General features: G+C 72.4%; 23 protein-coding genes and 1 tRNA gene. 16 read left to right on the top strand and 8 right to left on the bottom strand.

Annotated features, from left to right (window positions below):
- Positions 1 to 3 precede the first annotated feature (3 nt).
- From LQ940_RS13760 to LQ940_RS13745, 4 genes are read right to left on the bottom strand one after another with little or no spacing between them, the layout of a single operon-like run.
- Positions 4 to 405 (bottom strand): Fur family transcriptional regulator, encoded by a 402-nt coding sequence (locus tag LQ940_RS13760; protein WP_231244930.1) that lies wholly within the window; start codon positions 403 to 405, stop codon positions 4 to 6.
- The gene (locus LQ940_RS13755) at positions 392 to 1396 is read right to left on the bottom strand and encodes a metal ABC transporter permease (protein ID WP_231244931.1); all 1005 of its coding nucleotides are present in this window, start codon (positions 1394 to 1396) and stop codon (positions 392 to 394) included. Before LQ940_RS13755 ends, LQ940_RS13760 begins: the two co-directional genes overlap by 14 nt.
- Entirely contained in the window at positions 1393 to 2199 is an 807-nt protein-coding gene (locus LQ940_RS13750) for a metal ABC transporter ATP-binding protein (RefSeq protein ID WP_231244932.1), read from the bottom strand. The genes LQ940_RS13755 and LQ940_RS13750 overlap by 4 nt, the downstream gene beginning before the upstream one ends.
- Entirely contained in the window at positions 2196 to 3119 is a 924-nt protein-coding gene (locus LQ940_RS13745) for a metal ABC transporter substrate-binding protein (RefSeq protein ID WP_231244933.1), read from the bottom strand. The genes LQ940_RS13750 and LQ940_RS13745 overlap by 4 nt, the downstream gene beginning before the upstream one ends.
- A gap of 57 nt (positions 3120 to 3176) precedes the next feature.
- On the opposite strand from LQ940_RS13745, the gene LQ940_RS13740 reads away from it, so the two are divergent.
- The 5 genes from LQ940_RS13740 (at position 3177) to LQ940_RS13720 (ending at position 7886) form a co-directional block, all read left to right on the top strand.
- The gene (locus LQ940_RS13740) at positions 3177 to 3497 is read left to right on the top strand and encodes an antibiotic biosynthesis monooxygenase family protein (protein ID WP_231244934.1); all 321 of its coding nucleotides are present in this window, start codon (positions 3177 to 3179) and stop codon (positions 3495 to 3497) included.
- Positions 3498 to 3546: 49 nt separating this feature from the next.
- Entirely contained in the window at positions 3547 to 4944 is a 1398-nt protein-coding gene (locus tag LQ940_RS13735; RefSeq protein WP_231244935.1) for a glycine--tRNA ligase, read from the top strand.
- A gap of 24 nt (positions 4945 to 4968) precedes the next feature.
- Entirely contained in the window at positions 4969 to 5667 is a 699-nt protein-coding gene (locus LQ940_RS13730) for a hypothetical protein (RefSeq protein ID WP_231244936.1), read from the top strand.
- A 46-nt stretch (positions 5668 to 5713) separates the two neighbouring features.
- A complete protein-coding gene (dusB, locus tag LQ940_RS13725; protein WP_231244937.1) occupies positions 5714 to 6868 on the top strand; it encodes a tRNA dihydrouridine synthase DusB in 1155 nt (384 codons plus the stop codon).
- Positions 6869 to 7001: 133 nt separating this feature from the next.
- The gene (locus tag LQ940_RS13720) at positions 7002 to 7886 is read left to right on the top strand and encodes a mucin-2 protein (RefSeq protein WP_231244938.1); all 885 of its coding nucleotides are present in this window, start codon (positions 7002 to 7004) and stop codon (positions 7884 to 7886) included.
- A gap of 12 nt (positions 7887 to 7898) precedes the next feature.
- Here the strand turns inward: LQ940_RS13720 and LQ940_RS13715 are convergent, their stop codons facing one another.
- Both LQ940_RS13715 and LQ940_RS13710 read right to left on the bottom strand, forming a co-directional pair.
- Positions 7899 to 9089: a PASTA domain-containing protein gene (locus tag LQ940_RS13715; RefSeq protein ID WP_231244939.1), complete on the bottom strand. Its 1191-nt coding sequence runs from the start codon at positions 9087 to 9089 to the stop codon at positions 7899 to 7901.
- Positions 9086 to 9613 carry a SigE family RNA polymerase sigma factor gene (locus LQ940_RS13710; protein ID WP_231244940.1) on the bottom strand — a complete coding sequence of 176 codons (528 nt, stop codon included), beginning with the start codon at positions 9611 to 9613 and terminating at the stop codon, positions 9086 to 9088. The genes LQ940_RS13715 and LQ940_RS13710 overlap by 4 nt, the downstream gene beginning before the upstream one ends.
- Positions 9614 to 9842: 229 nt before the next feature.
- Between LQ940_RS13710 and LQ940_RS13705 the strand changes: the two genes are divergently transcribed.
- The 8 genes from LQ940_RS13705 (at position 9843) to LQ940_RS13670 (ending at position 18324) form a co-directional block, all read left to right on the top strand.
- Positions 9843 to 10613, top strand: coding sequence for a CAP domain-containing protein (locus LQ940_RS13705; protein WP_231244941.1), 771 nt, complete (start codon positions 9843 to 9845; stop codon positions 10611 to 10613).
- Positions 10614 to 10772: 159 nt separating this feature from the next.
- The gene (locus LQ940_RS13700) at positions 10773 to 12002 is read left to right on the top strand and encodes a glucose-1-phosphate adenylyltransferase family protein (protein WP_231244942.1); all 1230 of its coding nucleotides are present in this window, start codon (positions 10773 to 10775) and stop codon (positions 12000 to 12002) included.
- A gap of 44 nt (positions 12003 to 12046) precedes the next feature.
- Positions 12047 to 13282: a deoxyguanosinetriphosphate triphosphohydrolase gene (locus tag LQ940_RS13695; RefSeq protein ID WP_231244943.1), complete on the top strand. Its 1236-nt coding sequence runs from the start codon at positions 12047 to 12049 to the stop codon at positions 13280 to 13282.
- Positions 13279 to 14193 (top strand): 2-hydroxyacid dehydrogenase, encoded by a 915-nt coding sequence (locus LQ940_RS13690; protein WP_231244944.1) that lies wholly within the window; start codon positions 13279 to 13281, stop codon positions 14191 to 14193. The genes LQ940_RS13695 and LQ940_RS13690 overlap by 4 nt, the downstream gene beginning before the upstream one ends.
- Before the next feature lie 20 nt (positions 14194 to 14213).
- The gene (gene dnaG, locus LQ940_RS13685; RefSeq protein WP_231244945.1) at positions 14214 to 16106 is read left to right on the top strand and encodes a DNA primase; all 1893 of its coding nucleotides are present in this window, start codon (positions 14214 to 14216) and stop codon (positions 16104 to 16106) included.
- Positions 16103 to 16603, top strand: coding sequence for a hypothetical protein (locus LQ940_RS13680; protein ID WP_231244946.1), 501 nt, complete (start codon positions 16103 to 16105; stop codon positions 16601 to 16603). The genes dnaG and LQ940_RS13680 overlap by 4 nt, the downstream gene beginning before the upstream one ends.
- A 91-nt stretch (positions 16604 to 16694) precedes the next feature.
- Positions 16695 to 16767 (top strand) — tRNA-Asn (locus LQ940_RS13675).
- Positions 16768 to 16845: 78 nt separating this feature from the next.
- Entirely contained in the window at positions 16846 to 18324 is a 1479-nt protein-coding gene (locus LQ940_RS13670; RefSeq protein ID WP_231244947.1) for a SulP family inorganic anion transporter, read from the top strand.
- Between the two features lie 3 nt (positions 18325 to 18327).
- Here LQ940_RS13670 and LQ940_RS13665 read toward each other — a convergent pair whose 3' ends face one another.
- Positions 18328 to 19074, bottom strand: a complete 747-nt coding sequence (locus LQ940_RS13665) for a PIG-L deacetylase family protein (protein WP_231244948.1) — start codon at positions 19072 to 19074, stop codon at positions 18328 to 18330.
- A gap of 122 nt (positions 19075 to 19196) precedes the next feature.
- On the opposite strand from LQ940_RS13665, the gene LQ940_RS13660 reads away from it, so the two are divergent.
- The 3 genes from LQ940_RS13660 (at position 19197) to LQ940_RS13650 (ending at position 22385) form a co-directional block, all read left to right on the top strand.
- Positions 19197 to 20753, top strand: coding sequence for an LCP family protein (locus LQ940_RS13660; RefSeq protein WP_231244949.1), 1557 nt, complete (start codon positions 19197 to 19199; stop codon positions 20751 to 20753).
- Between the two features lie 220 nt (positions 20754 to 20973).
- On the top strand, positions 20974 to 21420 hold the full coding sequence (locus tag LQ940_RS13655) for a MarR family winged helix-turn-helix transcriptional regulator (protein WP_231244950.1): 447 nt from the start codon (positions 20974 to 20976) through the stop codon (positions 21418 to 21420).
- Positions 21417 to 22385: a zinc-binding alcohol dehydrogenase family protein gene (locus tag LQ940_RS13650; RefSeq protein WP_231244951.1), complete on the top strand. Its 969-nt coding sequence runs from the start codon at positions 21417 to 21419 to the stop codon at positions 22383 to 22385. Before LQ940_RS13655 ends, LQ940_RS13650 begins: the two co-directional genes overlap by 4 nt.
- Here the strand turns inward: LQ940_RS13650 and LQ940_RS13645 are convergent.
- Positions 22378 to 23661, bottom strand: coding sequence for an MFS transporter (locus LQ940_RS13645; protein ID WP_231244952.1), 1284 nt, complete (start codon positions 23659 to 23661; stop codon positions 22378 to 22380). The genes LQ940_RS13650 and LQ940_RS13645 overlap by 8 nt on opposite strands.
- Positions 23662 to 23701: the final 40 nt, after the last annotated feature.

Below are 23701 nucleotides of genomic sequence, written 5' to 3'. Positions count from 1 at the left end.
CGGCTAGCGGCACGACGCGCAGGTGCCGAAGATCTCCAGGGTGTGGCTGACGTCGGCGAAGCCGTGCTCGTCGGCGATCGCTCGGGTCCAGCGCTCCACCGCCGGTCCCTCGACCTCGACGGTGGCCCCGCAGCCGCGGCAGACCAGGTGGTGGTGGTGTGCATCGGAGCACCGGCGGTAGATCGCCTCGCCGTCCTCGGTGCGGAGCAGGTCGACCTCGCCGGCCTCCACCATCCGCTGCAGCGTGCGGTAGACGGTGGCCAGGCCGACCGGCTCGCCCCGACGTCCGAGCAGCTCGTGGATCTCCTGGGCGGAGCGGAAATCCTCGAACGAGGCCATCGCCGCGGCGACCGCGAGCCGCTGCTTGGTGGGCCGCAAGGTCGGCGCCGGGTCAGTGCTCGTCATAGTGCCTTCCGTGGGGTGCGTGCCGGTGGCCGTCGTGGACGTAGTCGACGTGATCGCCGTGGGGGACGGCGGCGTGGCCGCAGTCGGGGCCGTGGTCGTGCGGGTGCTCGTCGGTGACCTCGTGCTCGATCGGGTCCAGGCCCGGGAACGGCTCCTTGAGGCGCGCCCGGCGGCGCAGCCACAGGCCGATCGGCCAGGTGACGACGAAGCCGGCGAGCGAGAGCAGCACGATCGTGGGGCCGGGCGCGACCGTGGCGCGGTAGGAGGCGAAGGCCGCGATGACCAGCCCGCCGACCGAGGCCAGCGTCCCCAGGAGCATCGCCGTGCCGAGCGTGGTGCGAAAGGAGCGGGTCAGCTGCTGGGAGGTCGCCACGGGGATCACCATCAGTGCCGAGACCAGCAGCAGGCCGACGGTGCGCATGGCCACGGTCACGCTGACGGCGGCCAGCACCGCCACCATCACGTTGTAGAGCCGGACGTTGAGCCCGGCGACGCGCGCGAACTCCTGGTCCTGCGACACCGCGAACAGCTGCGGAGCCAGCCCGACGCAGACGACCACCACCAGGGCGGCCAACCCGATCGTGACCAGCACGTCGCCCGGCGAGATCGTGGTGATCGAGCCGAACAGGTACTGCTGCAGCCCCGCGGCCGACTGGCCGGCGAGTCCGGTCACCAGCACTCCGCCGGCCAGACCGCCGTAGAAGAGGAGGGCGAGCGCGACGTCGCCGTTGGTGTGGCCCCGCTCGCGGATCACCTCGATCAGGATGGCGCCCAGGACCGCCACCACGACCGCGGTCCACGTCGGGGAGGTGCCGGTCAGCAGCCCGATCGCGACGCCGGTGACGGCGACGTGGCCGATCCCGTCGCCCATGAGCGCGAGGCGGCGCTGGACCAGGTAGGTGCCGACCGCCGGGGCCGCGAGCCCCGTGAACACCGCCGCGAGCAGCGCGCGCTGCATGAACGGGAGCGAGAACAGCTCGGCCGGGCTCATGGCGTGCCCTCCAGGGGAGAGGCGACGTGGGGCGTGTGGTCGTGGCGCTCCGCGTGCGCGTGGTGGTGATGGTGGTCGGTGTGCGGCTCGGCGAGCCAGGGGTCGTGCACCTCGTGGTCGGTGAGCGGCGCGCCGTCATAGGCGATGCGGCCGTCGCGCATCACCACGGCCCGGTCGACCAGTGGCGCCAGGGGGCCCAGCTCGTGGGTGACCAGCACGATGGTGGCGCCGCGAGCCTTGAGCTCACCCAGGGCCTCCGCCAGGGCCAGCTGGTTGGGGACGTCGACGCCGGCCGTCGGCTCGTCGAGGAAGATCAGCTCCGGCTCGCTGGCCAGCGCCCGCGCGATCAGCGTGCGCTGCTGCTGCCCGCCCGAGAGCTGGCCGACACCGTCGCGCCGCCGGTCGCTGAGCCCCACCACCTCGAGGGCGTCGTCGATCGCCGCACGGTCGGCGCGCGAGAGCGGGCGCAGCAGGCGGCGGTGGTTGAGGCGGCCGGAGGCGACCACCTCCCAGACCGAGGCGGGCACGCCGGACGTCGCGCCCGCGCGCTGCGGGACGAAGCCGACGCGGCGCCACTCGTGGAAGTCGTGGAGGTCGGTGCCGAACAGGCGCAGCCGGCCGTGGGCGAGCGGGCTCAGGCCGGTCAGCGCGCGCACCAGCGTGGACTTGCCGGAGCCGTTGGCGCCGAGCAGGGCCAGGAACTGCCCGGCCTCGACCCGGAGGTCGATGCCGCGCAGGATCGGCCGGCCGCCGATCGCCACGGCGCCGTCGGTGAGCTCGATCGGGGGTACGGGCGCTGTCATCGACATTCGTTGGCCTCCTCGAGGGCGGCGAGGTTGTCCCGCATGATCGACAGGTAGTCGTCGTCCGCGCTCTCGCTGGTGAGACCCTCGAGCGGGTCGAGCACGGCCGTGGTGATGCCGAGGTCCTCGGCGAGTGGGCCCGTGAAGCGAGGGCTGGCGAGGGTCTCGGAGAACACGGTCGTGATCCCCTCCTCCTCGATCAGCTCTTGCAGCTCAGCCAGGTCGGCCACCGTCGGCTCGGCCTCGGGGGAGAGACCGGCGACCGGCTCCAGGTGCAGCCCGTACTTGCCCAGGTAGCCGAAGGCGTCGTGCGAGACCACGATGGTGTCACGCGCGCAGCTCGCCAGCGCCTCGGCGTACTCCCGGTCGAGCGCCTCCAGATCGGCGCGGAGCTCCCGCGCGCGCGAGCGGTAGTCGTCGGCGTGCTCGGGGTCGATGCCCGCGAGCTCGTCCGCGACCGCGTCGCCCACGTCCGCCAGGCGCAGCGGGTCCAGCCAGAAGTGCGGGTCGAGGTCGCCGTGGTCGTGACCCTCGTGTCCGTGCTCATCCTCGTGCGCCTCGTGGTGCCCGTCGTCGAACGGCACCAGCTCGACCACGTCGGTGACGTCGAGCACCTCCCCGGTGGCGTTCTGAGCGACCCCGTCGTCGACCGACGGCTGGAACCCGCCCTGGTGGACCACCAGGTCGGCCTGCGCGATCAGTGCGGTCTCCTGGATCGTGAGCTCCAGGTCGTGCGGCTCCTTGCCTACCTGGGTGAGGTTCTCGACGCTCGCGTGCTCGCCGGCGACCCGCTCAGCGACGTACTGCAGCGGGTAGAACGCCGTCGCCACCTGCACGCCTTGGGTGTCGTCGGCCAGGGCGGAGCATCCGGTCAGCACGAGCGGAAGGCAGACGAGGGGAAGGAGGAGACGCCTACGCATGAGAATCATTCTCAGACCGGGTGAGAACGGTTGTCAACTCTGGGCTAGGCTCGGCGCATGCTGGTGGTGAGCAGGTTCCGGGTGGACGCGGGGGAGCGCGACGCGTTCCGGGCCGAGCTGGAGGCCGCGCACGGGCTGCTCGCGCAGCGGCCGGGGTATGTCGGCGGCACGATCGGCCGCAACCTCGACGACCCCACGCTGTGGGTGCTGACCACGCGCTGGGAGCACGTGGGCGCCTATCGCCGGGCGCTGTCGTCCTACGACGTGAAGCTCGGCGCCGTGCCGCTGCTGAGCAGGGCGGTGGACGAGCCCAGCGCCTACGAGGTGGTCGAGCCGGGGACCGTGCTCAATGTCGAGTCCACCCGGTCGTTAGGCTGAGCCGTTCCGGGACCGGCAGCCAGTCGGCCCATCGAGCAGGAGCACCTACGTGGCACAGAAGCCGGCAACCGCACTCGACCAGGTCGTCTCCCTTTGCAAGCGGCGCGGGTTCGTCTACCCGTGCGGGGACATCTACGGCGGCACCAAGTCCGCCTGGGACTACGGCCCGCTCGGCGTGGAGCTGAAGGAGAACATCAAGCGCCAGTGGTGGAAGGCGATGGTGACCGCCCGCCAGGACGTGGTGGGCCTCGACTCCAGCGTGATCCTGCCGACCCGCACCTGGGAGGCCTCGGGCCACATCGGCACCTTCAGCGACCCGCTGACCGAGTGCCAGTCCTGCCACAAGCGCTTCCGCGCCGACCACATGCAGGAGGACTACGCCGCCAAGAAGGGCATCGACGACCCGGACTCCGTCGACCTCAAGGAGCTGGCCTGCCCCAACTGCGGCACCCGCGGCGCGTGGACCGAGCCCCGGCCCTTCAACATGATGCTCAAGACCTACCTCGGCGTGATCGAGGACGAGTCCGGGCTGCACTACCTGCGTCCCGAGACCGCGCAGGGCATCTTCCTCAACTTCGCCAACGTGGTGACCACGAGCCGGCAGAAGCCGCCGTTCGGGATCGCCCAGATCGGCAAGTCCTTCCGCAACGAGATCACCCCGGGCAACTTCATCTTCCGCACCCGCGAGTTCGAGCAGATGGAGATGGAGTACTTCGTCAAGCCCGGTGAGGACGAGGAGCTGCACCAGTACTGGATCGACCAGCGCACCGCCTGGTACATCGACCTCGGCATCGACCCCGACAACCTGCGCCACTTCGAGCACCCGAAGGAGAAGCTCAGTCACTACGCCAAGCGGACCGTCGACATCGAGTACAACTTCGGCTTCTCCCAGCGCGGCTTCGAGGAGCTCGAGGGCATCGCCAACCGCACCGACTACGACCTGACCCAGCACAGCAAGTTCTCCGGCAAGGACCTGTCGTACTTCGACCAGGCCAGCGGCGAGCGCTACGTGCCGTACGTCATCGAGCCGGCCGCCGGCCTGACCCGCTCGCTGATGGCGTTCCTGATCGACGCCTACGACGTCGACGAGGCGCCCAACACCAAGGGCGGCGTCGACACCCGGGCCGTGCTGCGCCTCGACCCCCGCCTGGCCCCGGTCAAGGTGGCGGTGCTCCCGTTGAGCCGCAACGCCGACCTCTCGCCCAAGGCGCGTGACCTGGCCGCCGAGCTGCGGCGCTTCTGGAACGTCGACTTCGACGACGCCGGCGCGATCGGCAAGCGCTACCGCCGCCAGGACGAGATCGGTACGCCGTACTGCGTGACCGTCGACTTCGACACCCTCGAGGACGATGCGGTCACGGTGCGCTCGCGCGACACCATGGAGCAGGAGCGCATCGGCCTCGACCGCATCTCGGGCTACTTCGCGGAGCGCTTCCTCGGCTGCTGAGTCGCAGGGGTGCACAATGAAGGGATGGTGCGCCCCGTAGTCCTGATCAGCAGTCTGGTGCTGATGTGCGCCGTCCTCGTGGGCTGCTCGGAGGATTCGGGCGACTCCGGCGACGACCCGGACGGGTCGGGGGAGAGCACCAGCCAGGCGGCGTCGCCCACGCCGACACCCACCGAGGAGCCGTACCTGTCGGTGCCCGACGGCGTCGAGCTGACCGAGCCGGGCAGCAGGCTCAGGCTGGGGGAGCAGGCCGTCGTCGCCTACCGCCCGCGCCAGGGCATCGTGGGCGCGCTCGACGTGACCGTCAGGCGGATCGTCAGGACCACGTTCCAGGAGTCGTTCTCCGGCTGGCGGCTCTCCGACCAGGTCGGCTCGACCACCCCCTACTTCGTCTACGCCACGGTGACCAACGTCGGGGCGTCCGACCTCGGGGGCCGCGCGGTCCCGCTCTACGGCGTCGACTCGGGCAACCGGCTGATCGAGGCCTCGACGTTCGAGGGCAGCTTCAAGCCCTGCCCGAGCCTGCCGTTCCCGCGCCGGTTCCGCCCCGGCGCCACCCACCAGGCGTGCCTGGTGTTCCTGGCGCCGGCGAAGACCAGGCTCAAGGCGGTGGCGTTCCGGCCCTCGCAGGAGTTCAACCCGATCACCTGGACCGGCAAGATCAACAAGATCACCAAGCCCAAGCCCAAGCCCAAGAAGGGCAAGGGCAAGGGCGGCGCCTGAGCAGGTGGGTTTGGGCCGCGGTGCGACCGGACGGGACAATGGCGCCATGACCGCTCTGCCGTCCTCGCTGACCCTCGGGTCGCTTCACGTCGAGACGCCCGTGGTGCTCGCGCCGATGGCGGGCATCACCAACGCGGCCTACCGCCGCCTGTGCCTGGACCAGATGCGCGCGCAGGGGGCCCCCGGCCTGTTCGTCTGCGAGATGATCACCTCGCGGGGGCTGGTCGAGCGCGACGAGACGACGCTGAAGATGCTGGTGTTCGACGAGCTCGAGACCACCCGCTCGGTCCAGCTCTACGGCACCGACCCGGTCTACGTCGGCAAGGCCGCCGAGATCCTGTGCGGCGAGTACGGCGTCGCGCACATCGACCTCAACTTCGGCTGCCCCGTCCCCAAGGTGACCCGCAAGGGCGGCGGCGGGGCCCTACCGTGGAAGCGCGGGCTGCTCGGCCAGATCCTGGAGCACGCGGTGGCCGCCGCCTCGCCGTACGGCGTCCCGGTCACCATGAAGACCCGCAAGGGCATCGACGACGACCACCTGACCTACCTCGACGCCGGCCGGATCGCACAGGAGTCCGGGGTGGCCGCGATCGCCCTGCACGGACGGACGGTGGCGCAGTCCTACTCCGGGCAGGCCGACTGGGAGGCCATCGCGCGGCTCGTCGAGCACGTCGACATCCCGGTGCTCGGCAACGGCGACATCTGGGAGGCCGCCGACGCGGTGCGCATGGTGGAGGAGACCGGCGTCGCGGGCGTCGTGGTCGGGCGCGGCTGCCTGGGCCGGCCCTGGCTGTTTCGCGACCTCGCGGCCGCCTTCGCCGGCGAGAGCGTCGCCACCCTGCCCACCCTCGGCGAGGTCGCCGCGATGATGCGCCGCCATGCGGACCTGCTGTCCCGGCACATGGGCGAGGAGCGTGGCTGCAAGGAGTTCCGCAAGCACGTCTCCTGGTACCTCAAGGGCTTCGCGGCCGGCGGGGACCTGCGCCGCTCGCTGGCGATGGTGGAGACGCTCGACGACCTCGACCGGCTGCTCGCCGTACTCGACCCGCACGAGCCGTTCCCGCGCGACGCCCTCGGCACCCCGCGCGGGCGCCAGGGATCGCCCCGCAGCCGGGTCGCATTGCCCGAGGGCTGGCTCGACGACGCCGACGGCACCGACTGCCTGCTGCGCGAGGACGCCTCCGAGACCACCGGCGGGTGACTCGGAACACCTGCGGAAAACTGGCACGGAATTGGGACAGGCCCCGCGCACTGTGCTTTAGTCGGGACTCGTGCCCGGCCGCCTCGTGCGGCAGGGCACAGTCCCTGTCAGCAACAGCGAAGGATTCAGCGCTGTGGCAGATCATCGCCACAAGCGGGAGACCCATGCCCGCCGTATGCCCCGCGCCGCCGTCATCGCCGGCCCGCTCGCCGTCCTGGCGACCGCCAGCGCGGTGACCCTCGGGGTCCTCACCGGCGAGCCGAGTAGCACCGACGACCTCACCGCCGCCGCGTCCGCCTCCGCCTCCCCCTCCACGTCCACGCCGGCCTCCGCGTCGGCCTCCGCCCCCGCCAAGCGGGAGAAGACGGTGAGCCGTGGTGCCGGCCGCGGCGAGCTCACCAGCATGATGTCGAAGAGCGAGGTCACGATGTCCTCGGAGTCGACCCGCCGCGCCATTGCCGAGGCGGACGACCGTCTGTGGATCGCCAGCACCCTGAACCTGTGGACCGACCCCACCGCGAAGGCGCGTCAGGTCGGCGAGATCGAGGCTGGGGAGAAGGTGCTCGTGACGGGGCGCACGCTCTACGGCCGCGACGAGATCGTCGTCGCGGGCAAGTCGCGCTGGGTGACCACCGGCTACCTCACGAACGAGGAGCCCTTCGCCCTCGGCGGCGACTGCACCAACGGCACCTCGGTGCCCAGCGGCGTCAGTGAGAACGTCAAGCAGGTGCACGCCGCCGTGTGCGCGGCGTTCCCCTCGATCACGACCTACGGGACCTTCCGCAGCGACGGGGAGCACGGCCAGGGCATCGCCGTCGACATCATGGTGTCCGGGGACCTCGGCTACCAGGTCGCGGAGTTCGTGCGCGAGCACTACGCCGAGCTCGGCGTCAGCTACCTGATCTACTCGCAGCGGATCTGGTCCGTGGAGCGCTCCGGCGAGGGCTGGCGGGCGATGTCCGACCGCGGCTCGAGCACGGCCAACCACTACGACCACGTGCACGTCACGACGTACTGACCGCGACGCGGCTCAGCCGACCTGCACGGTGACGGTGCCGATGGTGACCGATCGACCGTCGGCGGTGATGGTGAGGGTGAGCGTGCTGCGGCCCGGGGCGACCGCCTTCCACGAGCGGCCGTAGTTCGGCCCTTCCTGCCAGTCGTCCAGCGCCAGCGCAGAGCCCGTCACCGCGCCCGCGAGCGTGCCGATCCGCCGGCCGTCGCCGTAGGCCCAGATCCTCGCCCCCACGGGCAGGCGGATGGTCGTGCCGGCGCGGATCTGCGCGTCGGTGCGGCCGCGGTAGTCCATGCGGTCGCCCGGACCGACCGAGTTGACCTCCACGCGCACCTCGTCGGCCGGACCGCGCGGCTCGGCGACCTCGGTCACGGTGACGACTCCGCCCGGCTCGAGCATCGCGCCGGGCGCGGGGCGCACCCCGAGCACGTACCCGGGCTTGCCGCCGGGCTGGCGCTGGGTGACGACCTCCACCTCGAGCCCGGCCCGCTCCAGGTCGGCGCGGTAGTGCGCCGCCGAGTCGTCGTCCTGGTGGTCCAGGTTGACGGACTCGAAGCCCGGCACCGCCACCAGGTCAGGGACGACGCGGACCCAGGAGAGGATCTCGTCGACGCGCTCCCGCGAGGCGGCCTCCGCCTCGAAGAACGCGTTCGACGAGGGCACGAAGACCCCACCGACGCACCGGCGCAGTCCGTTGCCGGTGGGCTCGCAGGTCGTCGTACCGCGCTGGACCGCGACGCCGTCGACCTCCGCCTCCTGGAGCGGCTCGCTCAGGCTCCGCGTCCCCGCGTGGTCCACCGAGACGTTGTCGAACACCCGCGGGCCGAGCCAGGCACAGGTCTCGACGACCGTGACGTCGATGACCACGGTGGGCTCGGTCGCCACCCCGCACCGGGTCGCGTTGACCGACCACGTCTCCGGCACCGCGATGGCGGCATGACCGACGCCGACGAGCCGGGTCCCGGCCGGCACATCGGCCGCCGGCAGTGGGTCGGTGCCCTTGGACGGCGCCGGGTCGCCGGCGCTCGCCAGCGCGGTGCCGCCGGCCACGGCCACGACCGCCACCGCGGCCACGAGGGAGCGCAGCATCGCGCGCCGCCTGCGCAGCCGTCCGCCGTCAACCAGCATCTGGGGCAACGGGGCGCCGCCCACGGCGACGCGCTGCGCAGCGCGCTCCAGCAGCTCGGACAGGTCCTGGTCGGTCATCGGGCACCTCGCAGGTCGGAGAGGGTGGGGTCGGCGGCCAGGATCTTCAGCGCCCGTGACAGTCGGGACTTCACGGTCCCGGGGGCGATGCCGAGCGCCGCGGCCATCTGCCGCTCGGTGAGATGGGAGTAGTAGCGGAGCACGACCGCCGTCCGCTGCTCCGGCGTCAGCCGCTCGAGGGAGCGCGCGATCGCGTCGGCGTCGTCGTACGTCGTGGTGTCGTCGGCGGCGCCGGTGTGGTCGGTGTGGTCCGCCTCGGGCAGCGTGGCCACGGGCCGCTCCCGTGTCCAACGGCGCCGACGCCCGGAGGTGAAGGTGTTGATGAGCACCCGATGGACGTAGGCGTCGCGGTCGTCGGCCCTGCGCACCTTCGCCCAGCTCACCAGGCACTTGGTCAGGGTCGTCTGGACGACGTCCTCGGCCTCGGTGGGGGAGCAGCCGAGGAGTACGGCGGCCCGCACGAGGCGGCCCCAGCGGGCGGCGACGTACTCGCTGAACTCGGCGTCCCTGCCGTCCTGATCCACGCCACCGCCCTCGCCTCGGGTACTGCCACTGCCCTGTGCTCGTCAGACGCGCCAGCACCCGACCGAGGTTCCCGCGGCCGCCTCCGCCGTCGGCTTTGGGCCGGAGGTTCTGGGTGTTCTCCTGACGTTCTGGGCCGTTGTTCGTGCCCAGAACGACAGGTTTTTCAGCATCTGCTGATAACCCTGCCGCCCACCCGCACCCCACCCCCGACCCGTGCCAGACTGCGGCATGCCTCGTGACCACCTGCTCGCCCGCCCGCTCCTCACGCTGCTCCTGCTCGTCGGGGTGGGACTGGGACCGGCTCTGGTCGCCTCACCGGCCTCGGCCGCGCCAGGGCCGACCACCGTCACGCTGCGCGCCGCGGCCGCGCAGGTGCCGGTCTCGAAGAGCGTCCGCCTCAGCGGCCGGGTGAGCGGCGCGTCCGCTCGGGCGGCGGTGGTGCTGCAGCGCAAGGCGGGCGAGCGATGGGTGCTGGTCAAGCGGAGCCGGGTCCGGCCCAACCGCACCTACGCGTTCGCTCCCCAGGTGCGGCTCGGGGCCAACCGCTTCCGGGTGCGGGTCCTGAAGACTCCTCGGCTGCGGCCGGCGACCTCCCGGGTCGTCCTGGTCCGGGGCGCCCGGCCCGCCGCCACGGCGCAGGTCCGCGAGGTCCGCGCCATCGTTCTGCGCGACACCAACGCGTTCCGGGCCTCGCAGGGCAAGCCCGCCCTGAAGGCCATGGCCGCGCTGCACGACGTGGCCCAGCGGTGGTCGGCGCGTATGGCGCGCACCGGCGTGTTCGAGCACAACCCCGACTACGCCGGGCAGTACCCGTCCGGCTGGACCCGGGCCGGCGAGAACATCGCCTACGGCTACCCGCTCGGCGAGGTCGTCGACGCCTGGATCGCCAGTCCCGGGCACCGCGAGAACCTGCTCGGCGACTACACCCACCTGGGCATCGGCGTGGCCTGGGACGCCGACGGCCGCCCGTACTACACGCAGAACTTCGGCAAGTACTGAGCCTGCCGCGGTCGGTTTGGGTCGCGTCGGCCAGAGCTTCTGGGGCTTTCCCTGACGTTCTGGGTCGTTATTCGTGCCCAGAACGTCAGGTTTATCAGCATCTGCTGATAACCCTGCCGCCGACCACACCCCGCCACCACCCCCGTGCCAGACTGCGGCATGCCTCGTGACCGCGTGCTCGCCATCATCCAGGCCGGCGGCGCCGGCGGCCGGATGGACGTCCTCACCCGCGAGCGGGCCAAGCCCGCGCTGCCGTTCCTGGGCGTCTTCCAGCTCGTCGACCTGCCGTTGTCGAACCTCACCCACAGCGGGGTCGACGAGGTGTGGCTCTCGGTGCAGTTCCAGGGCGGGACGCTGGAGGAACAGGTGGCCAACGGACGGCCGTGGGACCTGGACCGCTCCCGCGGCGGGCTGCGGCTGCTGATGCCCGAGGAGGGCACCGGCAGCCTCGACGAGGAGGGCTTCGCCAAGGGCAACGCCGACGAGCTGTTCCGCATCCGCGACCAGATCGCGTCGTACGCGCCGGACGCGCTCCTGGTGATGAGCGCCGACCACGTCTACCGGCTGGACTACACCGACGCCATCGAAGCGCACCGGAGCTCGGGCGCGGAGTGCACCGTCGTGACGACCGAGGTCCCGGTCGAGGAGGCCGGCAACCACGCGACCGTCGAGACCGATGGCGACGGTCTGGTGACCGGCTTCGACTACAAGCCGGAGGAGCCGACGACCGGCACCATCGCGACGGAGGTGTTCGTCTACGACCCGGCCGTCCTGGTCGAGGTGCTCGAGGAGCTGCACCGCGAGCTGGGCGGGGAGAGCGAGGCGGGTGACACCGGCCTGGAGGACTTCGGCGACCACCTGCTGCCCCGCCTGGTCGAGCGCGGCCGCACCTACGCGCACCCGCTGGACGGGTACTGGCGCGACCTCGGACAGCCCCACCTCTACCTGCGGGCCCACCAGGACTTCCTGACCGACGACCGCGACGTCCTGGGCCACGCGGACTGGCCGATCCTGACCCGGCAGCCGCAGCGGGCCCCGGCCCGCTTCCTCCAGGGCGCCGACGTGGCGGACAGCCTGGTCAGCCCGGGCGCCGAGGTCGCCGGCGTCGTACGCCGCAGCGTGCTCGGGCCCGGAGTCGTCGTGGAGGCGGGAGCCGAGGTCCACGACAGCGTCGTCTTCCGCGACACCGTCGTGCGCCGCGGAGCCCGGGTGCACTGGTCGATCGTCGACACCTTCTGCGAGATCGGGCCGGACGCACGCGTGGGGGAGCCGGACGTGGCCGGCACCGAGGACTCCGACGTGGTGACCCTGGTCGGTCGCGGCTCCACCGTCGGCGCGGGCGTGACGCTCGACGCCGGCAGCCGCCTGGAGCCGGGCAGCAGCGCCTGAGCCCGCGCGCCGCTGCGTCGGCGCGGCGGACTAGGGTCGCGGCGATGGATGCCCTCGACCTGTACGACGACCGCGCCCGCGAGCGGGTCGTCGAGGAGCCGCCCAAGCGGGTGGACGCGCCCGTGCGCACGCCGTTCGAGCGGGACCGGGCGCGCGTGGTCCACGCCGCCGCCTCGCGGCGCCTGGCGGCCAAGACGCAGGTGGTCGGGCCGCAGAGCGACGACTTCACCCGCAACCGGCTCACCCACAGCCTCGAGGTGGCCCAGGTCGCCCGCGACCTGTCCCGGGCGCTGGGCAGCGCGCCGGACCTCGCCGAGACGGCGGCGCTGGCCCACGACCTCGGGCACCCGCCGTTCGGCCACAACGGCGAGCGGGTGCTCGACGACCTGAGCGCCGCCTGCGGCGGCTTCGAGGGCAACGCGCAGACCCTGCGCATCCTGACCCGACTGGAGTCCAAGACCTTCGACGCCGAGGGCCGCTCGGTCGGGCTCAACCTGACGCGGGCGACCCTCGACGCCTGCACCAAGTACCCCTGGCCCCGCGGCGGCGGGCCGGACCCGGCGAAGTTCGGGGTCTACGCCGACGACGCGGAGGTGTTCGCCTGGCTGCGCGCGGGGGCCGGCGAGGGCCGCTGCGTCGAGGCGCAGGTGATGGATCTGGCCGACGACGTCGCCTACTCCGTCCACGACGTCGAGGACGGCATCGTCGCGGGGCGCATCGACCTCACGGCGATGGAGCTGCCGGCCGTGTGGGACACCGTCCGCGCGTGGTACCTCCCGGCCGCCGACGACGCCACCCTCGACCAGGTGCTGGCCGGGCTGCGCACGCAGGGCAGCTGGCCCACGACGCCGTACGACGGCAGCCGGCGCAGCCTGGCGGCGCTGAAGAACCTCACCAGCGACCTCATCGGCCGCTTCTGCGGCGCGGTGCAGCACGCGACGCTCGCGGCCGGGGACGGCCCGCTGGTGCGCTACGAGGGCTCGCTGGTCGTCCCCGAGGAGACCAGGCTGGAGATGGCGGTGCTCAAGGGCGTCGCCGCCCACTACGTCATGAGTGCCCCCGACCGGCTGGCCGCGATGGCGCTGGAGCGGGAGCTGATGATGGAGCTGGTGGCCATCCTCGCCCACCGCGCCCCCGGCGAGCTGGACCGGCCGTTCGCCGACGACTGGGCCGCCGCGCCCGACGACGCCGCTCGCCTGCGGGTGGTCGTCGACCAGGTCGCCTCGCTCACCGACGCCAGCGCCGTGGCCTGGCACGCCCGACTCAGGAGACGCCCATGACAGACCCTCTCGTGTGGCTGCCGTTCGAGCCCGAGCTGCTCGGCGACCCGCCCGCGGGGCTGCGCTACGAGGTGGTGGATCCGACCGTCTCGGTGCCGGACTCCGTCGGCGACGTGTCGTTCTACGTCACGCCGTACCGCATGGACTCCTCGGTGACCGACGTCCTGGAGCAGATGACCTCGCTGCGGGTGATCCAGACCCTCTCGGCCGGCGTCGACCACGTCCGCGCGAGGGTCCCCGCCGGCGTCACCCTGTGCAGCGGTCGGGGCATCCACGACGCCTCGACCGCCGAGCTCACCTTGGCGCTGGTCCTGGCGTCGCTGCGCGGCATCCCCGACTTCGTACGGAGCCAGGACCGGCACGAGTGGACGACTGGGTGGCGCCCCTCGCTCGCGGACAAGCACGTCCTCCTGGTCGGCCACGGCGCTATCGGCCAGGCGATCGAGAGGCGACTGCTGCCGTTCGAGGTCACCGTGTCGCGGGTGGCGCGCACCGCCCGCGAGGGCGTGCACGCGCTCGCGGACCTGCCCACGCTGCTGCCGGACGCCGACGTCGTGATCCTCATCGTGCCGCTCACCGAGGAGACCCGCGGCCTGGTCGACGCCGACTTCCTGGCTCGCCTGAAGGACGGCGCCCTGCTGGTCAACGTGGCCCGCGGCGCCGTCGTCCGCACCGACGACCTCGTCGCCGCCCTCCACACCGGACGGATCACCGCCGCCCTGGACGTCGTCGACACCGAGCCCCTGCCCGCCGAGAGCCCCCTGTGGGACGCCCCCGGCCTGCTCGTCTCGCCCCACGTGGGCGGGGTCACCAGCGCCATGCACCCGCGAGTCCACCGCCTGGTCCGCGACCAGCTGCGCCGCTTCGCCGCCGGCGAGGACCTGTGCAACGTCATGTCCGGCTCGTACTGACTCCCGACTAGGATCACCACGTGGCAGGCCGGATCCGCGAGGACGACATCGCAGAGGTGCGCGAGAAGGCTCGCATCGACGACGTGGTCTCCTCCTACGTCACCCTGCGCAACGCCGGCGGCGGCTCGATGAAGGGCCTGTGCCCCTTCCACGACGAGAAGTCCCCGTCCTTCCACGTCACGCCGTCGCGGGGGTTCTTCCACTGCTTCGGCTGCCAGGAGGGCGGTGACGTCATCACCTTCCTGATGAAGATCGACGGCCTCTCGTTCGGGGAGGCGGTGGAGCGGCTGGCCGACAAGGTCGGCGTCCAGCTGCGCCGCGAGGACGGCGACGAGCGCGACCAGCGGCCGAAGGGCCCGCCGCGAGCGCGGCTGGTCGAGGCCAACAAGGTCGCCCAGGAGTTCTACGCCGAGCAGCTCGCGCTTCCCGACGCGGCGCCGGGGCGACAGTTCCTGGTGGAGCGCGGGTTCGACCAGGAGGTCGCGGAGCGGTTCGGCATGGGCTGGGCGCCGAGCGACGGCGAGGCGCTGCTGCGGCACCTGCGCGGGCGCGGCTTCAGCCAGGAGGAGATGACGCTGGTCGGCCTGGTGGCGATCGGGCGGTCGGCGTACGACCGGTTCCGCGGGCGGCTGCTGTGGCCGATCCGCGACGCCACCGGCGACACCATCGGCTTCGGCGCGCGCCGCATCCTCGACGACGACAAGATCGACGCCAAGTACCTCAACACCCCCGAGACCCCGCTCTACAAGAAGAGCCAGGTCCTCTACGGCATCGACCTCGCGCGCCGCGAGATCGCGCGGTCCTCGCAGGCGGTCGTGGTCGAGGGCTACACCGACGTGATGGCCTGCCACCTCGCCGGCGTCGGCACGGCGGTCGCCTCCTGCGGCACCGCCTTCGGGGAGGAGCACACCCGGGTGCTGCGGCGCTTCCTGCACGACCACGAGGAGTTCCGCGGCGAGGTGATCTTCACCTTCGACGGCGACCAGGCCGGCCAGAACGCCGCCCTCAAGACCTTCGCCGGCGACCAGAACTTCGTCTCCCAGACCTACGTCGCCGTCGAGCCGGATGGTCTCGACCCCTGCGACCTGCGGATCAAGAAGGGCGACGCGGCGGTGCGCGAGCTGGTCGCCCGCCGGGTGCCGCTGTACCGCTTCGTGCTCAGCAACGTCGTGAGCAAGTACGACCTCGACCGCGCCGACGGCCGCGTCGACGCGCTGCGCGAGAGCGCCCGTCTGGTCTCCGCCATCCGCGACAAGTCCAAGGTCGACGCGTTCGCCCGCGAGATCGCCGGGATGATCGGCATCGACGTCGACGAGGCCCGCACCGAGGTACGCCGCGCGGCCAACCGCCCCGCCCGGCGCGACGAGCGGCCGGCCCCGGTGTCGCGCGGGGGCCAGGCCGAGCCCGCCCCCGAGGCGCCGAGCCGGCCCGCCGTACCCGATCTGCGCGACCCGCGCTTCTCGATCGAGCGGGAGACGCTCAAGCTGGTGATTCAACACCCGATGGCGATCGGGCGCTCCACCGCCGACATCGGGCCCAACGACTTCACCCACCCGACCTACCGCGGGGTGTGGGAGCTGGTCGAGGCGGCCGGGGGTCTCGCCGCCGGCTCCGCCGACCCCGGCTGGTCGACCAAGCTGCGCGACTCGGCTCAGGACCCGGCGGTCTCGTCGGCGATCAGCGCGTTGGGCGTGGAGCCGCTGATGCGCGAGCCGGACGCGGCCTACGTCGGCTCCTACGTCTTCAAGCTGCTCGAGCTCACCGCGCAGCGGCGCATCGCGGCGGTCAAGTCGCGCCTGCAGCGCACCAACCCGGTGGAGCACCCGGCCGAGTACAACAAGATGTTCGGCGAGCTCGCCGCCCTCGAGCAGCACCGGCGCCACCTGCGCGACCGGATGGCGGGGACCGAATGAGGCTGCGGCTATCGAGGCTGCGGGGATCGCCCCCCGACCTGGCGGTCGAGCCGGGGGAGCGGCTCCTCGCCTGGGCCGTCGGCGCCGACGGCCAGACCGTCGGCGGCACCCGTCAAGCGCTCTACCTGGGGGAGCGCCGCATCCCGTGGGAGGACGTCGAGGCCGCCGAGTGGGACCGCGACACCTCGGTGCTTCGGGTGAGCGAGGTGGGGACCTGGGGCCAGGAGCGGCCCACCCACCGGGTCGTCCTCGACGAGCCGGGGCGCCTGCTGGAGCTCGTGCGCGAGCGGGTCACAGCCAGCATCGTGCTCCAGCGCCACGTCGCCGTGCGCGGACGCAAGGGCGTGCGCGTCATCGCGCGCCGGGCGCCGCACTCCCGTGGCGAGATCGCGTGGCTCCTGGAGTACGACGCCGGTATCGACCCCGACGACCCCCTGGTCCGCGAGGTGTCCGAGCGAGCGCTGGCCGATGCCGCGGACGAGGTCCACCTCGGCTGATCGCCGCCGCAGGGCGCTGTGCCGATCCCGATTTCGACCCCGTCGCCGCCCTTGCTAAAGTTGCCGCGCTGTCCATCGCCGGACGGCGCGATCCCCTGTAGCTCAGCTGGCAGAGCGCTTGACTGTTAATCAGGATGTCGTTGGTTCGAGTCCAACCGGGGGAGCGCAGAGAGACGGCCCGGCCCGCGAGCAGCGCTCGCCGGCCGGGCCGCTTCGCGTCGTACCGACCGTCGAAGGCACCCGTGAGCACACCCGTCACCGTCCGCAGCGCCCTCCGGTCGCCGCGGCTGCTGCGCACCGAGGTCCTCGCCGGGCTGGTGGTCGCACTGGCGCTCATCCCCGAGGCGATCTCGTTCTCGATCATCGCGGGGGTCGACCCGCGGGTCGGGCTGTTCGCCTCGTTCACGATGGCCGTGACGATCGCCTTCCTCGGCGGCCGCCCCGCAATGATCTCGGCCGCCACGGGCGCGGTCGCGCTGGTGGTGGCGCCGGTGATGCGTGACCACGGCTACGACTACCTCATCGCCACCGTGCTGCTCGGCGGCGCGATCCAGGTCGCGCTCGGCCTCGCCGGGGTCGCGAGGCTGATGCGGTTCATCCCGCGCTCGGTGATGGTCGGCTTCGTCAACTCCCTGGCGATCCTGGTCCTCCTCGCGCAGGTGCCGCACGTGGTCGACGTGCCGCTCCTGGTCTACCCGATGATCGCCGTGGGTCTGGCGATCATCGTGGGGCTGCCGCGCGTCACCGCCGTGGTCCCCGCCCCGCTCGTGGCGATCGTGGTCCTCACCGGCTTCACGGTGCTGGCCGCCGTGTCGGTGCCCGACGTCGGGGACGAGGGGGAGCTGCCGGACAGCCTGCCGGCCCTGTTCCTTCCCGACGTCCCCCTCACGCTGGACACCGTGCGCATCATCGCGCCGTACGCCGTGGGCATGGCGCTGGTCGGGCTGCTGGAGTCGCTGCTGACGGCTAAGCTGGTCGACGACGTCACCGACACCCACTCGGACAAGACCCGCGAGGCGTGGGGGCAGGGCGTGGCCAACCTCGTCACCGGCTGCTTCGGCGGCATGGGCGGCTGCGCGATGATCGGCCAGACGATGATCAACGTGAAGGTCTCGGGGGCCCGCACCCGGATCTCCACCTTCCTCGCGGGCGTCTTCCTGCTCGTCCTCGTGGTCGGCTTCGGCGACGTGGTGGCGATCATCCCCATGGGCGCCCTGGTCGCGGTGATGATCATGGTCTCGGTCGGGACCTTCGACTGGCACAGCGTCCGTCCCTCGACGCTGCGCCGGATGCCGCGCTCGGAGACGACGGTCATGGTGGCCACCGTGGTGGTCGTGGTCGTCACGCAGAACCTCGCGATCGGGGTGATCGCCGGCGTGCTGGTCGCGATGACGCTCTTCGCGCGCCGGGTGGCCCACGTGACCGAGACCCACCGCGAGCTGGGGGTCCTGGCGGACGGCACCACCCGCGCGGTCTACCGGGTCACCGGGGCCCTGTTCTTCGCGTCCAGCAACGACCTCTACACACAGTTCGAGTACGCCGAGGACCCCGAGGACGTGGTGATCGACCTGAGCGGCGCCCACATCTGGGACGCCTCCACCGTCGCCACGCTGGACGCGATCACGACCAAGTACGAGCGCAAGGGCAAGACCGCGCGCATCGTGGGCCTCGACGAGGCCAGCGCCGACCGGCACGCCCTGCTCACCGGGCGGCTCGGCTGACCGCTACTCGCCGAACCCCATCGGGAACACCTCGAACGACGCCGCGAGGGCCACGCCCATCCGCTGACCGGCCTGGCGGGCGAAGCCCTCCAGGAACTCGCGGGGGTCGAAGTGCTCCCAGCCGAGCCCGTCGATGTAGGCGGCGTGCGCCTCCAGCGACGCGACACCGGCGTCGAAGGTGTCGGTGGTGTCGACGCCGTGCGTGCTCTGTGGCGAGCCGGCGGCCCAGACCTCGCGCACCCCGCCCCAGGGCTCGAGCCCAGCGGTCAGCTGGTCGGGGAAGACCCAGCGGTTGCCGGCGTCGCGCACGGCGTCCACCACCGCCCGTCCGACGGCGATGTGGTCGGCCTGGTTGAGGTTGCGCCCACCCCAGGTCTCGCGGAAGTTGCCGGTGACGACGATGTCGGGGCGGAAGCGCCGGACCTCCAGGGCGATGGCCTCCCGCAGGCCCACGCCGTACTCGAGGACGCCGTCGGGCAGCCCGAGGAAGGTCACCTCGGGCACGCCGACGAGCGCCGCAGAGGAGATCTGCTCGGCCTCGCGGACCCGGCGACACTCACGGGGCTCGAGGCCGTCGATCCCGGCCTCGCCGCTGGTGACCATGCAGTAGCCGACCGTCTTGCCCTGGCCGGTCCAGCGAGCGACGGCGGCGGCACTCCCGAACTCCAGGTCGTCGGGGTGGGCAACCACGCACAGCGCGCGGTCCCACGTCTCGTCGACGGGCTCCAGGGGCGGCGGGGGAGTGCTCATAGGTCGAGCATGCCAGCGGCGAGCGCCCGTGTAGACCCGTGCGGGGCACCTCGCGATGGTATTTTCGGTGCGCTCGGCTCGTGGCGAGCGCCGCCTCACACCACTTCCTCGACGGGGTCGACATGTCTGACCAGGCCGCCACCGGCGCTCGCCGTGGGGTCCGACGCGCCAAGCGCGCGGCCCGGCCGCCGCTGTGGCGACGCCGCCGTCGCGAGGGCGGGTCGCGGGCACTGCGGCCGCGCCGGCGGCGTACGGCGGGGCTGCCGGGGACCCTGGGGCTCACGCTGCTGGGCGCCGTCTTCCCAGGCTCTGGCTACCTCTACGCCGGCCGGAGGGCGCTGGGCGCCGTCGTGCTGGGCATCTGGCTCGCGCTGCTGGGCGGCGTCGCGTGGTACTTCGGCCGCGACGTCCGCACCTCCATCGACCTCGCGTTCGACCCGACCCGGCTGAAGCTGGCCGCGGCCCTGCTGGCCGCAGGCGTCCTGGTGTGGGTCTTCGTGGTGCTGACGTCCTACCGGCTGGTGCGCCCGCGCACGCGGCCGCGCTGGCACACCGCGGTCGGCAACACCGCCGTAGGGCTGCTCTGCCTCGCGGTGCTGGTCCCGGGCGCGATGGCGTCGCGCTACGCCTTGGCGCAGGCGGACCTGGTCAAGACGGTCTTCGACGGCAACGCCAGCGCGACGCGCCCTGGCGGCGTCAGCGAGAAGGACCCGTGGGGTGGTCGCCGCCGGGTCAACGTGCTGCTCCTGGGCGGCGACGCCGGCGAGGGCCGCACCGGCGTCCGCACCGACACCGTGATCCTCGTCAGCATGGACACCCGCACCGGCAAGACGGTGATGTTCAGCCTGCCGCGCAACATGATGTACGCGCAGTTCCCCGAGTCCAGCCCCCTGCACGACCTCTACCCGGACGGCTACGGCGTCGGGACCGCGGAGTCCGAGGCGGGCTTCTATATGCTCAACGCCGTCTACGGGCAGATCCCTGAGCGTCACCCAGGCGTCCTCGGCAAGAGCGACAACGAGGGCGCCGACGCGATCAAGCAGGCGGTCGCGGGGAGCCTCGGCGTGCGGGTGGACTACTACCTGCTCGCCAACCTGTCCGGCTTCAAGCAGGTCGTCGACGCCATGGGCGGGGTGACGGTCAACATCAACGAGCCGGTCGCGATCGAGGGCAACACCGACGCCGGGATCCCGCCCATCGGCTACCTCGAGCCCGGCCCGGACCAGCACCTCGACGGGTACCACGCGCTGTGGTTCGCCCGCGGGCGCTGGGGCTCCGACGACTACGAGCGGATGGAGCGGCAGCGCTGCATGGTCGACGCGATCGTCGAGGCGGCCGACCCCGTCACCCTGCTCACCCGCTACCTCGACCTCGCGAAGGCCGGCAAGGAGGTCGTCTACACCGACATCCCGCTGGACATCGCGCCCGCGTTCGTTGAGCTCGCGCTCGAGGTCAAGGAGGCGAAGGTGAAGTCGGTGGTGTTCAAGAGCTCGGAGAAGTTCTTCTCCGGCGACCCCGACTACGACTACCTGCACGAGACCGTCCAGCGCGCGCTGCACCCGAAGCCCAAGCCCGGCGGGCCCACGCCGCCGAAGGCCGACAAGCCGGACGAGGACACCGAGGACGCCTGCGCCTACCACCCCGAGGACGAGACCGTCAGCGCCAGCTCCGGCGGCTGAGGTCCGAGCGCAGCGGCCGGCTTCGGTGGTTGAGGTGCGAGCGCAGCGAGCCTCGAAACCCGACCACGCGTGGATGGTTGCCGACCAGGGGGTCTCGAGGCTCGTCGCTGGCGCTCCTCGCACCTCGACCACCGAGGGGCCGGCGCTCCCGCGGGCGAACAGGCAGCCGGCGATTTAGATTCCAGGGAATGTATCTCGGGTGCCGACGCTTGAGGTCGTCATGAGCGAGAGCGACGACCTGAGGCTGTACGCGACGTTCACCCGGCTGGTGCGGGTGCAGACGCAGCTGTGGAACGGGGTGGACCAGCGGGTGCGTCGGCGACATGGCGTCGCTCTCACGCACGTGACGGTGCTGCAGGTGGTGGCGGAGACCGACGGCTGCCGGGTGCAGGACATCGTGTCCGCCCTGCACATCAGCGTCGGGGGAGCGAGCAAGGCGGTGGACCGGCTGGTCGCAGCCGGTCACGTGGTGCGCACCGTCGACCCGCAGGACCGGCGCTCGTCGCTCCTGGAGGTGACCGCGGCCGGACGGCGGCTCCTCGGCGACGTGGTCCCGGATCTCGGCGCCGAGCTGGGCCGGCGCCTGGGCGCGCGGTTGCCGGCGGCGGATCTGGCCGAGCTCGACCGGATCCTGCGCGCCCTCCAGTCCGAGGAGGTCGGCGCATGAAGGCGGTCGTGCTGGACGCGCCGGGCCCGGTCGAGGGGCTGCGGCTGCATGAGCTGCCGGTGCCCGTGCCGGCGCCCGGCTGGGTGCTGGTGCGCGTGCGCGCGTTCGGCCTCAACCGATCCGAGCTGCACACCCGCCTGGGCTTGGCCGAAGGTGTCACCTTCCCCCGGGTCCTGGGCATCGAGGCGACCGGCGAGGTCGTGAGCTGCCCCGGTGGCGAGCTGGCGGAGGGCCGGCAGGTGGCCGTGATGATGGGCGGGATGGGCCGGCAGTACGACGGCGGCTACGCCGAGTACACCTGCGTGCCGGTGCGTCAGGCGGTCCCGTTCGCGAGCGACCTGCCGTGGTCGACCCTCGGTGCCGTGCCCGAGATGCTGCAGACGGCGTACGGGTCCCTGACCGTGGGCCTCGACGTGCAGCCCGGGCAGACGCTGTTGGTGCGCGGCGGCACCTCGAGCGTCGGCATGGCGGCGACCGTGCTCGCCAAGCGGTGGGGGCTCTCGGTCGTGTCGACGACCCGCAACCCGGCGAGCGCCGAGCGGCTGCGCGAGCTCGGGGCCGACCACGTGCTGGTCGACGAGGGACCGCTGGCCGAGGAGGTGCGGGCGATCGTCCCGGGCGGCGTGGACGCCGCCCTCGACCTCGTCGGCACGCCCACCGTCCTCGACTGCCTGCGCGCCACCCGCGTGCACGGCACCGTGTGTGTGTCGGGGATGCTCTCGAACCAGTGGCTCCTGCACGACTTCTACCCGACCGGGGACATCCCGAGCGGCGTGCGCCTGACCGGCTACACCGGCGACGCCACCGACCTCCCCGAGGCCGTGCTGCAGGACTTCCTGGACGCCGTCGCGGCCGGTGAGGTCGCCGTCCCGATCGGGCGGGTCTTCGGCATCGACGACATCCAGGAGGCGCATCGGGTCATGGAGTCCGACACCGCCGGAGGAAAGATCGTCGTCCTCACCTGAGCGCTGAGGCCCCGGCGGTCGCCCCCGCGGGGGGCGCGACGAACGTCGCTCGGGACGCGCGCGCCGCGACCAGGGCGACGAGCACGCCGGCGGTGACGAACACCGACCCGAGGAACAGCCACCCCGGCGTGCCGCGGTCGATCGCGGTGACGGTGATGACCAGCGGTGCGACCATGCCAGCCACCGAGTAGCCCATCTGGCTCACCCCCTGGTAGGCGCCGGCGCTGAGCGGGTCGGCCAGCTCGAAGGCCAATCCCCAGGTGCCTGCCTCGGAGAGGATCTCGGCCATCGTGCTGGTCACCTCGGCGACGAGCAGCAGGACGACGGCCGCCACGACCCCGACCGTGCCGGAGGCGGCCAGTAGCAGGCAGGCCAGCGCCAGGAGGAGCCCTGCGCGGCGTACGGCGCGTCCGGCGGTGGCGACCTCGTGCGTGCCGCGCGAGGCACGCACCTGCAGCAGCGCCACCAGCACGGTGTTGAGCAGGAGCAGCACCGAGACCATGACGTCCGGCGCCTCGGTGTGGTGGGCGACCCAGAGCGGGACGCCGACGTTCTGGAGGCCGAACTGCATCGCCATCACCGAGGTGAGCGCGGTCGTCGCGAGGTAGGTGCGGTCCCTGAGCGGGGAGCGGCCGCGTGGAAGGTCCGGGGCGGCGTGCCGACCCCGGACCGGGCGCAGCGCTGCGGCGAGCCCGGCCACCCGGCCCCGCAGACCGCCGAGCGGCACGGCCGCGAGCAGCGTGCCCGCGCCCACCACGACCAGGGTGGTGCGGTACGCCGTGGCGGTGCCGACCAGCAGCGCGACCGCGGCGAGCGCGGTGCCGAGGCCGATGAAGACGTTGGTCACGACCCGGAGCCGGGCGCGGACCTGGACCCGGTCGGGACCTGTGAACCAGCGCGCGAGCAAGGTCTGCTTCGCCGTGCCCTGCACCGCGCGGGACGCGACGGCCGCGCAGGCGACGAGCACGAACGAGAGGGCGCTGTCGGCTGCGGCGTAGGCGAGGATGGCCAGGGCCTGCACGACGGTCGCGACCTGCTGCACCCGATCGGGACCGAACCGGTCGGCGAGCCGGCCCCCGCCGTACGACCCCGCCACCCCGGCGGCCCCCGCGATCGTCAGGCCAGCCCCCACGGTGGTGGCCGAGAGCCCGATGACGGTGGTGAAGTAGAGCGCGCTGACGCTGTAGAAGAGCCCCGTGGAGAGGGAGGCTGCCATCGTCGCCAGGGACAGGGCGCGGGCGACCGAGTCATCGGGCAGGAGGGTCCGCTTCAGCACGTGCCCTGTTGTCCCACGTCGGCGAGGTGCGGCGCCACCG

This window comes from Nocardioides sp. cx-173 (assembly GCF_021117365.1).
Taxonomy (GTDB): Bacteria; Actinomycetota; Actinomycetes; order Propionibacteriales; family Nocardioidaceae; genus Nocardioides.
This window is presented reverse-complemented; position numbering and strand designations above follow the sequence as displayed.

Coding starts and splice junctions, on each gene's coding strand:
- LQ940_RS13660 (WP_231244949.1), top strand. CDS start 19,197: ATGTCTGACCAGGCCGCCACCGGCGCTCGCCGTGGGGTCCGACGCGCC.
- LQ940_RS13750 (WP_231244932.1), bottom strand. CDS start 2,199: ATGACAGCGCCCGTACCCCCGATCGAGCTCACCGACGGCGCCGTGGCG.
- LQ940_RS13715 (WP_231244939.1), bottom strand. CDS start 9,089: ATGACCGACCAGGACCTGTCCGAGCTGCTGGAGCGCGCTGCGCAGCGC.
- LQ940_RS13665 (WP_231244948.1), bottom strand. CDS start 19,074: ATGAGCACTCCCCCGCCGCCCCTGGAGCCCGTCGACGAGACGTGGGAC.
- LQ940_RS13760 (WP_231244930.1), bottom strand. CDS start 405: ATGACGAGCACTGACCCGGCGCCGACCTTGCGGCCCACCAAGCAGCGG.
- LQ940_RS13690 (WP_231244944.1), top strand. CDS start 13,279: ATGACAGACCCTCTCGTGTGGCTGCCGTTCGAGCCCGAGCTGCTCGGC.
- LQ940_RS13655 (WP_231244950.1), top strand. CDS start 20,974: ATGAGCGAGAGCGACGACCTGAGGCTGTACGCGACGTTCACCCGGCTG.
- LQ940_RS13650 (WP_231244951.1), top strand. CDS start 21,417: ATGAAGGCGGTCGTGCTGGACGCGCCGGGCCCGGTCGAGGGGCTGCGG.
- LQ940_RS13755 (WP_231244931.1), bottom strand. CDS start 1,396: ATGAGCCCGGCCGAGCTGTTCTCGCTCCCGTTCATGCAGCGCGCGCTG.
- LQ940_RS13740 (WP_231244934.1), top strand. CDS start 3,177: ATGCTGGTGGTGAGCAGGTTCCGGGTGGACGCGGGGGAGCGCGACGCG.
- LQ940_RS13700 (WP_231244942.1), top strand. CDS start 10,773: ATGCCTCGTGACCGCGTGCTCGCCATCATCCAGGCCGGCGGCGCCGGC.
- LQ940_RS13745 (WP_231244933.1), bottom strand. CDS start 3,119: ATGCGTAGGCGTCTCCTCCTTCCCCTCGTCTGCCTTCCGCTCGTGCTG.
- dusB (WP_231244937.1), top strand. CDS start 5,714: ATGACCGCTCTGCCGTCCTCGCTGACCCTCGGGTCGCTTCACGTCGAG.
- LQ940_RS13680 (WP_231244946.1), top strand. CDS start 16,103: ATGAGGCTGCGGCTATCGAGGCTGCGGGGATCGCCCCCCGACCTGGCG.
- LQ940_RS13705 (WP_231244941.1), top strand. CDS start 9,843: ATGCCTCGTGACCACCTGCTCGCCCGCCCGCTCCTCACGCTGCTCCTG.
- LQ940_RS13730 (WP_231244936.1), top strand. CDS start 4,969: ATGGTGCGCCCCGTAGTCCTGATCAGCAGTCTGGTGCTGATGTGCGCC.
- LQ940_RS13695 (WP_231244943.1), top strand. CDS start 12,047: ATGGATGCCCTCGACCTGTACGACGACCGCGCCCGCGAGCGGGTCGTC.